Origin of the sequence: Butyricimonas sp. Marseille-P3923 (genome assembly GCF_900184685.1) — a bacterium.
GTDB classification, from domain to species: Bacteria; Bacteroidota; Bacteroidia; order Bacteroidales; family Marinifilaceae; genus Butyricimonas; species Butyricimonas muris.
This window is the reverse complement of sequence record NZ_FXXL01000007.1, coordinates 1,443,603-1,457,109: the sequence shown is the minus strand read 5'-3', so window position 1 is coordinate 1,457,109 and position 13,507 is coordinate 1,443,603. Positions and strand designations below refer to the sequence as shown.

At 46.4% G+C, this 13,507-nt stretch carries 10 protein-coding genes; 6 read left to right on the top strand and 4 right to left on the bottom strand.

What is annotated here, in order from left to right; translation table 11 throughout:
* The first annotated feature begins 27 nt into the window (after positions 1–27).
* Genes CS948_RS17515 through CS948_RS17500 form a run of 4 tightly spaced genes read left to right on the top strand, consistent with a single transcriptional unit; the run spans position 28 to position 4,227 of the window.
* Entirely contained in the window at positions 28–1,506 is a 1,479-nt protein-coding gene (locus CS948_RS17515) for an amino acid adenylation domain-containing protein (protein WP_099293169.1), read from the top strand.
* A gap of 10 nt (positions 1,507–1,516) precedes the next feature.
* Positions 1,517–1,759 carry an acyl carrier protein gene (locus CS948_RS17510; RefSeq protein WP_099293168.1) on the top strand — a complete coding sequence of 81 codons (243 nt, stop codon included), beginning with the start codon at positions 1,517–1,519 and terminating at the stop codon, positions 1,757–1,759.
* Positions 1,760–1,762: 3 nt separating this feature from the next.
* Positions 1,763–3,202 carry an MBOAT family protein gene (locus CS948_RS17505; RefSeq protein WP_099293167.1) on the top strand — a complete coding sequence of 480 codons (1,440 nt, stop codon included), beginning with the start codon at positions 1,763–1,765 and terminating at the stop codon, positions 3,200–3,202.
* 2 nt (positions 3,203–3,204) lie between these two features.
* Positions 3,205–4,227: a histidine kinase gene (locus CS948_RS17500; protein ID WP_099293166.1), complete on the top strand. Its 1,023-nt coding sequence runs from the start codon at positions 3,205–3,207 to the stop codon at positions 4,225–4,227.
* Positions 4,228–4,396: 169 nt separating this feature from the next.
* Here CS948_RS17500 and CS948_RS17495 read toward each other — a convergent pair whose 3' ends face one another.
* From CS948_RS17495 to CS948_RS17480, 4 genes are all read right to left on the bottom strand, one after another.
* Positions 4,397–5,593: an FprA family A-type flavoprotein gene (locus CS948_RS17495; RefSeq protein WP_099293165.1), complete on the bottom strand. Its 1,197-nt coding sequence runs from the start codon at positions 5,591–5,593 to the stop codon at positions 4,397–4,399.
* 120 nt (positions 5,594–5,713) lie between these two features.
* Positions 5,714–6,919, bottom strand: coding sequence for an aminopeptidase C (locus CS948_RS17490; RefSeq protein ID WP_176555106.1), 1,206 nt, complete (start codon positions 6,917–6,919; stop codon positions 5,714–5,716).
* Between the two features lie 113 nt (positions 6,920–7,032).
* Positions 7,033–7,965, bottom strand: a complete 933-nt coding sequence (locus CS948_RS17485) for a CPBP family intramembrane glutamic endopeptidase (protein WP_099293163.1) — start codon at positions 7,963–7,965, stop codon at positions 7,033–7,035.
* Between the two features lie 69 nt (positions 7,966–8,034).
* Entirely contained in the window at positions 8,035–10,551 is a 2,517-nt protein-coding gene (locus tag CS948_RS17480) for a DNA translocase FtsK (RefSeq protein ID WP_099293161.1), read from the bottom strand.
* A gap of 308 nt (positions 10,552–10,859) precedes the next feature.
* On the opposite strand from CS948_RS17480, the gene CS948_RS17475 reads away from it, so the two are divergent.
* Together CS948_RS17475 and CS948_RS17470 are read left to right on the top strand one after the other, a co-directional pair.
* On the top strand, positions 10,860–12,329 hold the full coding sequence (locus tag CS948_RS17475; protein ID WP_255302067.1) for a trypsin-like peptidase domain-containing protein: 1,470 nt from the start codon (positions 10,860–10,862) through the stop codon (positions 12,327–12,329).
* 99 nt (positions 12,330–12,428) lie between these two features.
* Positions 12,429–13,289 (top strand): RNA polymerase sigma factor RpoD/SigA, encoded by an 861-nt coding sequence (locus CS948_RS17470; protein WP_026207779.1) that lies wholly within the window; start codon positions 12,429–12,431, stop codon positions 13,287–13,289.
* The last annotated feature ends 218 nt before the right edge of the window (positions 13,290–13,507 follow it).

The window sequence follows — 13,507 nt, the reverse complement described above, 5'->3', positions numbered from 1 at the left end:
CACCGCGTTAGTAAATAGCGAAATTTTATGGATGGGATGAATATATTAAAGGATATAGTCCGGAGTGCCGGAATGTATCCCGGTAAAACGGCTTTTGTGATTGACGGCATAGCGTATTCTTACAAGGAATTGTTCGCTTGTGTCAACGGTATTCACGCTTTTTTGGACGGGCGGGAGGAAGAGGTTATCGGGGTTGTGGCGGAAAACCGGATAGAAACGTATGCAGCCATCCTTGCGGTGTTGCTGTCCGGGAAAACGTATGTCATACTGCACCCGCATTACCCGGACAACCGGAATAACAAGATTCGGGAAGCGGGAGATATAGGGGTGGTGTTGTACGCCGACGAATGTGATATGGCGAAGGCGATGCCGGAAAGTGTGGCTTTTGTTTCTACCCGGGAACTTCGGGGTGAAGAACACGTCGAGTACAATTACGGGAGCGGGGACACGAAAGCGTATATTATTTTCACTTCCGGCAGTACCGGAGAGCCGAAAGGCGTGCCGATTACCCGGGACAACCTCAACGCGTTCTATACGGCTTATTCCGCTTTGGGATGGAACCTTGGGGCGGATGACCGGATGTTGCAGATGTTCGAGTTGACATTTGACGTTTCGGTGGTTTCGACGTTGTTCCCGTTGACGGTGGGTGCGGCTATCTACACGGTGGGACCGGGTGAGATGAAGTACACGAAAGTGTACGAGTTGCTGGAGGATGAGCGATTGACATTCGCGGCGATAGCTCCCTCGTTACTTCAGTTTTTGTCCCCTTATTTTGACGAGATCCGTTTACCGGATTTAAAATACCTGATCGTCACGGCAGAGGCAGCGCAGGCAGACGTGTTGGCTCGTTTCCGGGCGTGTGCCCCGAATGCTGAATTTGTGAACCTGTATGGTCCCACGGAAGCAACGATATATTGCACGGCTTATCGTATCCCTCGTGAAGAATGCAAGCATTATCACGGGATGATCGCGATCGGCAGACCTTTTGAAGAAATGGAAGTCGTTATTGCCGACGAGGACGGGCAGGCGTTGAATACCGGAGAGAAGGGAGAATTGTGGGTGAGCGGACCGCAGGTGATGGCGGGATACTGGAAAGACCGGGAAAAGTCCGAACAGGTGCTGGTGCGTCATAACGGGCGTGTGTTCTATAAAACGGGTGACTTGTGTTACATGGATGCCGACGGGGATATCATCTATTGCGGCAGAAAAGATTACCAAGTAAAAGTGCAGGGCTTCCGGGTGGAGTTGAACGAGATCGAGTACACGGCGAGAAAATTCTATCGGGAGGAGAAGAATGTTGTTGTCGTGGCGAAAAAAGACGATGACGGGGGATGTCAGTTACACTTGTTTATCGAGGCGGCAGAGTGCGACACTCCCTCGTTGCTCGAATTTATGAAAATGCATTTGCCCGTGTACATGTTGCCCGCTCGCGTGCATTGTCTGGAGGTCTTCCCGTTGGGGACGAGTAATAAGATTGATAGGAAAAAATTATTGTCACTTGTATAAATATAAAGCTATGGAAATTCAGGAGATATTGGACGAGATTAGTGTTATTTTTCGGGATATACTGAAAAACAATGACATCGTGTTGAAAGAAGAAACGGTGGCGTCGGACGTGCAGGGATGGGATTCTTTGACGAATATGCGGTTAATCACGGCCGTGGAGAAGCATTACGGGATACGGTTTTCATTGCGGGAAGTGTTGAAGTTTAAAAACGTGGGTGACCTGTGTCGTGTCATTCAAAATAAGGTCGGGTAGCGTATGATGTTTACTTCATGGGAGTTCGTTCTCCTGTTCGTGTGTAGTGTCGTGTTGTATTACACGCTGCCCCGGAAATTCCAGAAGAGCGTGCTGTTGCTGGCGAGTTTTTGTTTTGCCGCTTACTTTAACCTGATGTTCTTGGTTATCGCTTTGGCGATAACCGGGGTAACCTTTTACCTTGGAAAATTTATCGGCAGACAGGAGAATGACGTCACCCGGAAACGGATATTCTGCGCGGGTATGGTCTTTCTGATTCTTTTTCTGGCGGTGTTCAAATATTTGGGATTTATCGAGAGTAACCTGCAATGGTTGCTGGGATTGGTCGGGATTTCGGTTGAATTTTCTGCTAAAGGCTTCCTGTTCCCCTTGGGAATCTCGTTCTACACTTTTCAAGCACTGTCCTATTTGGTAGACGTGTACTGGGGTGACGAGAATCCGGAGAGAAGCCTGCCGGATTTCACGCTGTACATGTTATTCTTCATGAAATTCCTGTCGGGCCCAATCGAAAGGGCAGGGGATTTTCTGCCGCAGTCGAAGGAGGGAAAGGCTTTTGACTACGAGGGCGTGACCTACGGGGTGAAGCTGATGTGTATCGGTCTGATGAAGAAAATGATTATTGCCGATCGGTTGGCTCCTTACCTGAACGATATATTGGGTTCCGTGGAGAGTACCAGTGGCGTGCAGTTGCTGTTGGCGGGATTGCTTTACCCGATAGAACTTTACGCGGACTTTTCCGGTTACACGGATATAGCGATAGGGGGTGCGATGGTATTTGGTTACAAGCTGTCGCCTAATTTTAATCGACCTTTCACGGCGAAAACGATTACGGATTTTTGGCGGAGATGGCACATGACCTTATCCTTTTGGGTGAGGGATTATCTCTACCAGCCGATTGCCGCCAGTAAACGCTATTGGGGGCAGTGGGGGATTGTCTACGCGTTGATTATCACTTTCGTTCTGTTGGGATTGTGGCACGGCGGGGGATGGAATTTCGTTATCTACGGTTTGATACAGGGACTATATATCAGTTACGAGATGCTTGCCGCCGGATTCCGGGGAAAGTTGGAGAAATTCACGGGTAAGAGCGTGTTCGGGGTATATTCCGTGGTGAGAACTTACCTGTTGTTCGCTATCTCGCTCGTGTTTTTCAGGTTGGATACGCTGTCGGAAGTATGGTACATGTTCAGTCATTTATCGTTGAGCCTGCCGCACGGGATAAAAGAACTTCGCATGGGAATGCCGGATCATGATATTATCGTGCTGGTTGCCGCCATTGTTCTTTTGTTCGTGTACGAGTATTTTATGTCGAAACGGGATTTGTTGAAAGCTGTCAGTCGGCAACGGGCAGTGGTTCGCTGGGGAATCTATTATTTATTTATATTCCTTTTCCTTGTGTTCGGCGAGTTCGGGAGTAAAGATTTTATCTATTTGCAATTTTAGCCATGAAGAAGACGTTTGCCTTATTTTTGTTGAAATGTGTATTGCTGATTTTGCCCTTTCTTACTTTATTGGGATTGTATTTCTATGACGATCCCTTCGAGGTCTTGCACGAGTATAAAGATTATTATAAATCCCCGGTGGCGGTGAACGAGGGATACGTGGGATGGCAATATTACCGGATGCAAAGGGATTCCGTGAAATATAATTCTTTCCTTTTAGGGAACTCCTGCACGATGGCTTTTCAAGCCAAGGATTGGGAGAAGTATATACCGGGAGGGCGTGCTATCCGTCTTTACGGTAGTGCCGAGCGATTGGGGAATATATATAGAAAAGTGCGGGCGTTGGATGCGGTGCAGGATTCTATCGCGAATATGATTATCCTGTTGGATTACGCGACATTGAAACAAACACAAATAGGTAATATATCCACCCATGTCCTGCACCCGGAAGTGACGGGGCAAAGTAACTGGGAGTTTCAGATGTGTTTCTTGCAAACGTTTTTTAATCCGGATTTTTGGGTGCCTTACGTGGATTATCGTGTTACCGGACGGTATAAACGTTACATGAGAGGAGTGATCAACAGGGAAGAGGTGGAACGGAATTGCAGGTCGAATGACGTGTACAATCCGCGGGAAAAGGAGATAGCGGATTATGGTGAGTTGTACTGGGAAAGACACAAGAAAGAATTTCCCGAGCGGGATACGGTACGGAAAGTTTCTCCGCCGATTATCATGAAAAAACAATTTGATATGCTTTCGGAGATGAGGGATATTTTCGTGAAATACAGTACGAATTGCAAGATATTAATCAACCCGAAATATGACCAAGTCCGATTGAACCCGAGCGATTTGAAACAACTGCAAGATATATTCGGTGCAGCGAACGTGTTTGACTTCTCCGGGGTGAACGAATTTACTTCAGATGTTCACAATTATTACGAGAAAGGACATTATCGTCCCTTGCTGGGAAGAAAGATTCTCGAAGCGATGTACGGGAAAAGGGATACAATAGGGATTGTCCAATGATTGGTGACGATTGCTCGCCAGCATAATCTTTTTATCTTCGAAGCAAAAACGTAGCAAAAACGCTCCCGAGCGTCTTTGCTACGTTCATGCTTCGAAGATGCTACGTTCTTGGTATAGGGAAACGTGGAAGAAGGTAGCAAAAAGGAGTAGCTCATGGGCTACTCGTCTTTTAATAAAGCTCGTCCAACTTGTCAGCCATCGCGTAAGCGATATTGCGGCAAGTTTCGAGATCATCGTCTTTCGGGGAGCCGCATGCTTCACAAGCGGGAGCGACTACTTCCCATTTGATCTTTTCGGCGAACTGGTTGAAACGGGGCATTGCACCGCCTGCCCATGCTTTTCCGGCGAAGAATGCCGTTACATGGTTTTTCACGCCCATGTGTTCGAGTTCCGTCAAAAGGGTTTCCATTGTCGGGAAAGCGTTGCCGTTATACGCGCAACTTCCGAAGATTACCCCGCGATAACGGAAAATATCGTTGATAATATATGACGGGTGTGTTTTGGAAGCGTCATGGATACGGATTTTCTTGATACCTCTCTCCGCGAGGAAACGGGCGATGACATCCGCCATCTTTTCGGTATTCCCGTACATGGAACTGAAGACGATAACAACACCTTTGTCTGTTTCATATTTGCTCCACTTGTCGTATTTGGCTACAATTTCTGCAATATGCGAACGGCGGATGGGACCGTGGGTGGCACAAACCATGTTGATAGGAAGTCCGCCCAGTTTCTTTAAGGCAGTCTGTGCGGGTTGACCGTATTTACCGACGATGTTGGAGTAATAACGGCTAATTTCTTCTTCAAGGTAATCCAAATCCAGTTCATCGTCAAAGATACCGCCGTCAAGAGTTCCGAATGCCCCGAAAATATCGCCACTGAACAAGATACCTTCCGTGGATTCGAAAGTTACCATTGTTTCCGGCCAATGGAGCATGGGCGCCATGTAGAAGTTCAGTTTGTGTTTGCCCAAATCAAGAGAGTCACCTTCTTTTACCTCTATAAGATTCTCGTGTACGCCATAGAAGTTTTTCAGCATGGGGAACGTTTTCGCGTTGCCGATGATTTTCACGTCCGGGTAGCAGCATAACAGGGCTTTGATAGCTCCCGTGTGGTCAGGTTCCATGTGGTTTATCACCAGATAATCCACTTTCCGCCCGTTAAGGAGTTGCTCGATATTCTCGACGTAATCGTCCATTTTGCTTCTTTCGATCGTGTCGATAACAACCACTTTTTCATCCACGATAATATAGGAGTTGTAAGCGACACCTTTGGGAATAGGCCAATAATTCTCGAAAATATGAGTTCTACGGTCATTGACTCCAATCCAATAAATGTCTTTCTTGATCTCTCTTGCTAAATTCATAGTATATTTTAATTTATGTGATTTACTTTGATTTTCGCGAAAATATGAAAAAAGGCTGTCAATCACTAGGGATGACAGCCTTTTTTTTATAGGTTTTCTCTACCGTGTGATAGAAAGGATTTATTTAATTCCAAGTTTCTTTTTAATATCCTTCGGAATAGAGTTTTTATGCACGATGATGTTCATCGTTTTGTATTTCATGAAAGGATAAGAAGCGTAGAAATATCCCCCGAATTTATTGTACTTGTTCCAAGAGTTCTTTACGATAAAGTAAACTGTACCGTTTTGATCTTTTGCCTTACCGATCACGTGCATACCGTGGTCATCCGTCGTCAGATAGTTGTCGAACTCTTTTTGTCTTAATTCTTGGGTGATTTCTTTTTCCGGGGCAGGTCCTTGTTTGAACGCGTCTGCCGTTTGTTGTCCTTTAGGCATAGCTTCCCATTTGGCAATCTCGGCACCGCTCATCTCTTTCGTGTCGTTGGTCGGTACTACGGCAACTCCCGGGTTAACGGTTTGGAATCCTTTCTCGCTCACGTCGGAAGCCCACGCGAAAGTGTACCCGTTATCGATAGCGTTGTCCATAACTTTGATTAGTTCATCCAACGGCAAGTTGTATGACAATCCCCACAACCAGTTGTCGGGTACTTCGATAGCGAATTGGGTATAGAACGGGTGGTGAGTGAATGAAGTCAAGCTCACGTAGTCGTCCATGTTCAAACCTACTACCTCGTCAGCGAAGGTTCTCGGGGTATATTCTTTTCCTTTGTATTCGAATTTTTCAGGTTCCGGACCGAGATACGCGTCCAAAATACCTTCATATCCGTTTTTCCACGCGGTACTCAATTTTTTGTTTGAATTTTTGATCACGGCATTGATATATCCGGCAAGAACGTCGTCGATTTCACCGAAAGCGTGATTCGGTTCGCCGTAATTCAATCCCATGTACACGTCCATCGGAACGATACCGTAATTTTTGATCACGTGCATCACGTCGCAAAAAGCTCCACCCACGGCAAAGTTCATGTTACCATGCAAGCGAACGAATTTGTCGGCCTTGTCGCTATACGCGTGTCTTACGATGTACATGGCAGAAAGATCGATAGGCTCTTTACCCATGCGAATCATTTCAGACTCGAAGAAAGAAATTCCTGACCATGACCAGCAAGTACCTGCACGAGCTTGATCTTTTACTGAAGTTGTCGGTAATCTTTTGATATCCGTGAATTGATATCCTTTCGGTTGGTCTTGTTTCGTGTTTTGCGCGTTACCCAAGAAAGATAATGCAAAGACGAAAACAAACATGAATGATGTAATTTTTCTCATTTTGTTGAAGCTTCGATTTATTTGATTAATTAATTATTTCTATTTTTTGAACGCTGCCAAAGATACTATTTTATTGGCAATGTAATCAATCCCTCTCTAGTATTAAGAAAATTTTAAGAGTCGAAAGATTCATCCGGTTGCTCCACTTTTCCCCACAGGTTGATTTTCGTGAGGAATTTATATTTCCGGTTACATACCCAAATGAAAATGATTCCGCACGCGAGCATCACGAGGGTATCCATGTGCGAGGCTTGTGGGTTGATATCCCGGAACAAGGCGTGAGTTTGCAGGGCGGAAGATTCGTGCGTTACGACGATGGATGAAATGACATTGTTTGATAAATGTAATCCCAAGGCGAGTTCAAGACCGTCGTCCATGATGGCCACGAATCCCAGAATCAGTCCCATGAGGATATATTGCGGCATGGCTACCCAGAACCCGAAACGTTCCACCTCGGGATTGCTGGCATGAAGCAGTCCGAATATGCAACCCGTGATTAGTAAGGCTACCCACCTGTATTTGAAAAGTAGCACGCTGCCTTGCATGAGGTACCCCCGGAAGATAAATTCTTCAAAGGCGACTTGAAAGGGTATGAATATCAGGATTACGATGCACATCATGAAGAAATTGAACGGTTCGAATTGGAAAACCAAGTTGGAGGTATCACCGAAACCGTATTGCGCTCCCAATAACACGAACGACAGTATCCCCCAGATCAAGGCGCCGAAAAGAGAACGTTTTATATCAAAGCGGTTGCGTCCCGTGAGAATATCCAAGGGTTGTTTGTGATGAAGCCACTTCACGCAAAGAAGTAGAGCGATAACTCCCGCCGTGAAAGTAAACAGCATGAGAGCTAACCCGAGGTTCGTGTTCGTGATGGCTAACAGGTTATTGGCATTTCCCGATAAGGCCGCTTGCGGGTCTTTAAGAATGTAATACAACGCGAGCGGTAAGGATGCCAATTGCACTGCCGCGAAAACGATAATCAACGTGAGCAGGTAAAAATACCATTTGTTGTTTCCTCTGTACGCTTTCTCTAAAAACATAACTGATTAATTTTAGATTTATGATTTTGGATTTATGATTAAAACTCCCTCCCCCCTTTGGAGTATTTTTTAAAACTGTTCTTGGACGGTTTTAAGTATATGTTCCAGACTGTACTCGTCGGGAATCAGTACTTGACGGGCTTTACTGCCTTCGAACGGTCCCACGATTCCGGCGGCTTCCAGTTGGTCGATAATTCGTCCGGCACGGTTGTAGCCGATAGAGAAACGACGCTGTATGGATGAAGTCGAGCCTTGCTGTGTGTTCACAACCAGACGGGCAGCTTCCTCGAACAAGGGGTCTTTCATGCCTAGATCTACGTCACTGTTGACACCGTTCTCCGTGTCGGAAACGTACTCGGGAAGCATGTAGGCTTCCGGGTATCCCTGTTGGTCGGCGATAAATTTCGTGACAGCATCCACTTCCGGTGTGTCGACAAAAGCACATTGCACGCGTACCATCTCGCTATCCTTGGAGATCAACATATCTCCCCGACCGATAAGTTGGTTCGCTCCCGGTGAGTCGAGAATCGTGCGCGAGTCTATCATGGAGGCAACCTTAAAGGCTACACGCGCGGGGAAGTTTGCCTTGATCACACCCGTGATGATATTTGTCGAGGGACGTTGCGTGGCGATGATCATGTGTATTCCCACGGCACGGGCTAATTGTGCTATACGGGCAATCGGTTGTTCCACCTCTTTTCCGGCGGTCATGATCAAGTCGGCAAACTCGTCGACCACGACCACGATATAAGGTAGATAGCGGTGTCCGTTGTTCGGGTTCAGTTGCCGTTTCACGAACTTCTCGTTGTATTCCTTGATATTTCTCACGTGAGCCAGTTTCAACAAGTCGTAACGGCTGTCCATCTCGATACACAACGAGTTGAGCGTGGCGACCACCTTGTCGTTGTCCGTGATGATAGCTTCTTCTGCGTCCGGGAGTTTGGCAAGAAAATGTTTCTCGATGACCGAGTAGATGCTTAACTCTACTTTTTTCGGGTCTACCATGACAAACTTCAATTGTGACGGGTGTTTTTTGTATAATAACGAGGTGATAATCGCGTTCAAGCCGACGGATTTACCTTGTCCCGTTGCCCCGGCAACCAAAAGATGGGGCATTTTAGCCAAGTCGAAAGTATAAGGCTCGTTCGAGATGGTACGGCCTAAGGCGACGGGAAGGGCGTATTTAGATTCTTGGAACTTCTTGGAAGCGATAACACCTCGCATGGAAACGATTTCCGGCTTTTGGTTGGGAACCTCGATGCCGATTGTTCCCGCCCCGGGGATCGGGGCGATAATGCGAATACCTAATGCCGCCAAACTTAAGGCGATGTCATCTTCAAGGTTTTTGATTTTGGAGATCTTGATACCGGGGGCGGGTACAATCTCGTAGAGAGTAACCGTGGGACCGATTGTTGCCTTGATTTTAGTGATTTCTATTTTATATTGCCGTAAGGTTTCGACAATGGTGTTCTTGTTCTCTTCCAGTTCTTCGGCGGTTACCTTGGAGGCATTGGAGGCATATTCTTCCAGCAAATCCAGTGGCGGGTACTGGTAATTGGATAAATCCAATGTCGGATCGTATTCCGTGTCCGGCATTAGGTTTTTGGTCAATTGCTCTTCCAGTTTGTCCGCCATGACGGTTAATTCGATATCGTCGGTCGCCGGTGGGGTAATCGTTTCCGTGTCTTGCCTGATGTCCTCGCGGTCTTCGTCGTTCAGCGGTAATTCCACTTGATTGTTGACGGTTACAAGAGAGGTGATTTCTTCCGTGTCGTCCTCTTCGATGGGCTCTTTTTCCGTGACATAAGAATAGAACTCGTCTTCTGTCGGGGCTTCCGTGATGATTTCATTTTCCGGTGACAAGTTTATGTCCTCGGTTTCGTTTTCCGGCTGTTCTGTTTCCATTTCCCGTTGGGCTGCCGCGGCCTCTCTGGCCATCCTTCTCTCTTCTTTGCGTTGTGCCTTGCGGGCGAAATAAGCCTTGACCATTGTCACGCATTTATTAAAGGCATTTTCAAACCCGAAGAACAGGATAACGGCAAACGATACCAGTAAAAGGAAAAGAGTCCCGATTTCACCGATAAACGAATTTAACCAGAAACACACGAAATAACCGTGTGCCCCGCCGGGGAAGACATAACCGGATGGAACGAAATTGAAGATATATCCTAGTAATAAGGAGATCCAGATGACAAGCACGAAGCTAAGGAGGATTTTCTTCCCGAGGCTTTTCAACGGACGTCCCATGATGCCCAGACCGATGATAAACAGCAGGTAGCAGAATATAAATGAAGACACGCCGAACCAGCGGTTCACGAGCAAGTCGGAGAGATAAGCTCCCAGCTTCCTGCCGGGATTCCCCACGACAATATCGGGATTCGTGACGAGTTCCCGCGTTTCTTTGTCTATCAGGCTTTGATCCATGCCCCCCGTGAAGAAAAAGCCCGCGAGTGACACGAAAAGATAGACGGAAAATAACATGAATATCAACCCTACAACTACACGGGTTCGGGGATCTCTGAGGAAACCAAGGGAAAGCGAACCGCGCGTCTTTTCGTTCTTTTTACTGTTTATACGTGTTATCATTTTGAATAGAAATTAATCGAATATCGCAGGTACAAATGTATCTATTTTAGATTTTAGATTTTAGATTTTAGATTTTAAATTTTAGATTTTAGATTGAAATGATGAAAGAATCGACAAATCGGACAGATGAGAATAATTTGCAACTTGTGAACCTGTAACTTGCAACTCGCCGCGGGCGAAACAAGGTTAAGGTATCTTAATTAAGTATTTCTTAATATAGAGTTGGCAAGGATATTGCTAATATTGTAGTATCCAAACAAATTGAATAGTATTTACGTTTAATGAATAAAGGAGATAAAGATATGACCATGAAGAAATCATTAGCGAATTTAGGCTTGGGAGTCATTGGCGGTTGTCTCGCTTTCGTGGCGATAGACGCCTTCCATGGAGAGAGTGAAAATACGGTTCCGCGAATGGAGATTGCTTCTCCGGCGGCAGTGCGCCCCGTGGCGTTGACTTCCGAAGCCGCGCTTCCCGCGGGAGGTGCCGGTAGCGTCGATCTGAGGGAGGCTGCCAAAAAGACAGTTCCGGCTGTTGTTCATGTCAAAACGGTACAAATGGGACGAGAATATATAGGCAATCCTTTCTGGGATTTTATATACGGGAACGCACCGCGTACACGCGAGGCTCCCCAGAGAATGGGTATAGGTTCGGGTGTAATCGTTTCGGCAGACGGGTATATTATCACGAACAATCACGTGATTGATAATAGCGATAAGATTGTAGTGACCTTGAATGATAAAAAGGAGTACGAGGCACAGGTTGTCGGTACCGATCCGAACACGGATATCGCTTTGTTGAAAGTCGAGGCAACCGGATTGCCTTACCTCGAGTATGCCAATTCGGACGACGTAGAGTTGGGCGAATGGGTGCTGGCGGTAGGTAACCCGTATAATCTGACTTCAACCGTTACGGCGGGTATTATCAGTGCCAAGGCGAGAGAATTGGGTATCAACCGAAACCGGATGAGCCTCGAGTCATTCTTGCAGACGGATGCCGCCGTGAACCCGGGTAATAGCGGGGGAGCGTTGGTGAATGCCAAGGGGGAACTGATCGGTATCAATACGGCGATAGAATCGCCCACGGGTTCCTATTCCGGGTACGCTTTCGCGGTGCCCTCGAATATAGCGAGAAAGATAGTGGGTGACTTGAAAGATTTCGGTACGGTACAACGGGCTATGCTGGGAATTTCAATGCCGAACGAGGAATTGTCACCTTCCGTGGCGAAGAAGTTGGGTATAGAGGAAACGAGCGGTATTTACGTTTTCGAGGCAATCCCTGACGGGGCAGCCGCCAAAGCCGGGATGAAGAAAGGTGACGTGATTAAGGCTATTAACGGTATCGAGGTGAAGACTCGTCCGGAATTTCAGGGACAGTTGGCTAAATACCACCCGGGAGCCACGGTGAAAGTTACCGTGAGTCGGGGAGGCAAGCTGAAGGACCTTGACGTGGTATTGCAGAACACGTATGGCGATGTATCTCTCGTGGATAAGAACTACACGGGTATTTTGGGTGCAACTGTCGAACCGCTGAGCCGTGAAACGCGTTACCGTTACGGTTTGAACGGCGGCGTGCAGATTACCGATATCAAGAACGGTCCGTTTAAAGCGATCGGGCTGGATAAAGGGTATATTATTCTGAAAATTAATAACACGGTTATTTATGATAAGGATGACTTGGTACGGGCACTTAAAACGGCCGAAAACGAGGGTGTTCTTGTGACAACTGTTTCGCCGAGAGGACGCATCGAGTACTATGCTTTGCCGCCACAAGATTAAAAAAAGTTAATAATAGAAAGGTGTCGATTTTAACATATTGGTATATGGATAAATTGTTCTACCTTTGCGACATATTTGGGGGAGAATTTAAGAACGACTATGAGACAGCTAAAGATAACGAAATCTATAACGAACAGAGAGAGTGCTTCTCTCGACAAGTACTTGCAGGAGATTGGTAAGGAGGATTTGATTACCGTGGAGGAAGAAGTTGAGTTAGCTCAACGAATCCGCAAGGGTGATCAGAGAGCGTTGGAGAAATTGACGAGGGCGAACTTGAGGTTCGTGGTTTCCGTTGCAAAACAGTACCAGAATCAAGGGTTGAGTTTGCCTGACCTTATCAACGAGGGGAACTTAGGTTTAATCAAAGCAGCTGAGAAATTTGATGAGACGAGGGGATTTAAATTTATCTCCTATGCCGTATGGTGGATTCGTCAGTCTATTTTGCAAGCATTGGCGGAACAATCGCGTATTGTACGTCTGCCGTTGAACCAAGTAGGCTCACTGAACAAGATCAACAAGGCATTTTCCCGCTTCGAGCAGGAACATGAACGCCGTCCGTCGCCGGAAGAGTTGGCGGAGACATTGGATTTGCCGGCAGAGAAGGTGGCAGATACCCTACGTGTTTCCGGACGCCATATTTCCGTGGACGCTCCTTTCGTGGAAGGAGAGGACAACAGTTTGCTCGACGTGTTGGTAAACGACGACTCGCCTGTTGCCGACAAAACGTTGATCAATGAATCTCTATCCACCGAGGTGGAACGTGCTTTAGCAACATTGACTGAACGTGAACGCGATATCATTCGTCTTTTCTTCGGTATCAACTGCCAAGAGATGACTTTGGAGGAAATCGGCGAGAAGTTTGGTTTAACCCGCGAACGTGTTCGCCAGATTAAAGAAAAGGCTATCCGCCGCTTGAGACATTCGTCAAGAAGTAAATTACTGAAAACTTATCTGGGATAAAAGAAAGGTATCCTCTTTTAGACAAGTTTATAAAAACATAAAGAAGCCATTCGGGAAGTAAAATCCGGATGGCTTTTTTTCATGACGTGCAGGATGGCTGTATTTCATGCATTGCTTTAGTATTTTCGAGGGTTACTCACGGGTGTGGAGAAGAGGGTGTATATGCGTTTCAATATTCAATATGTTATTTTTAACATTTACATTTTTGTTCTATTATT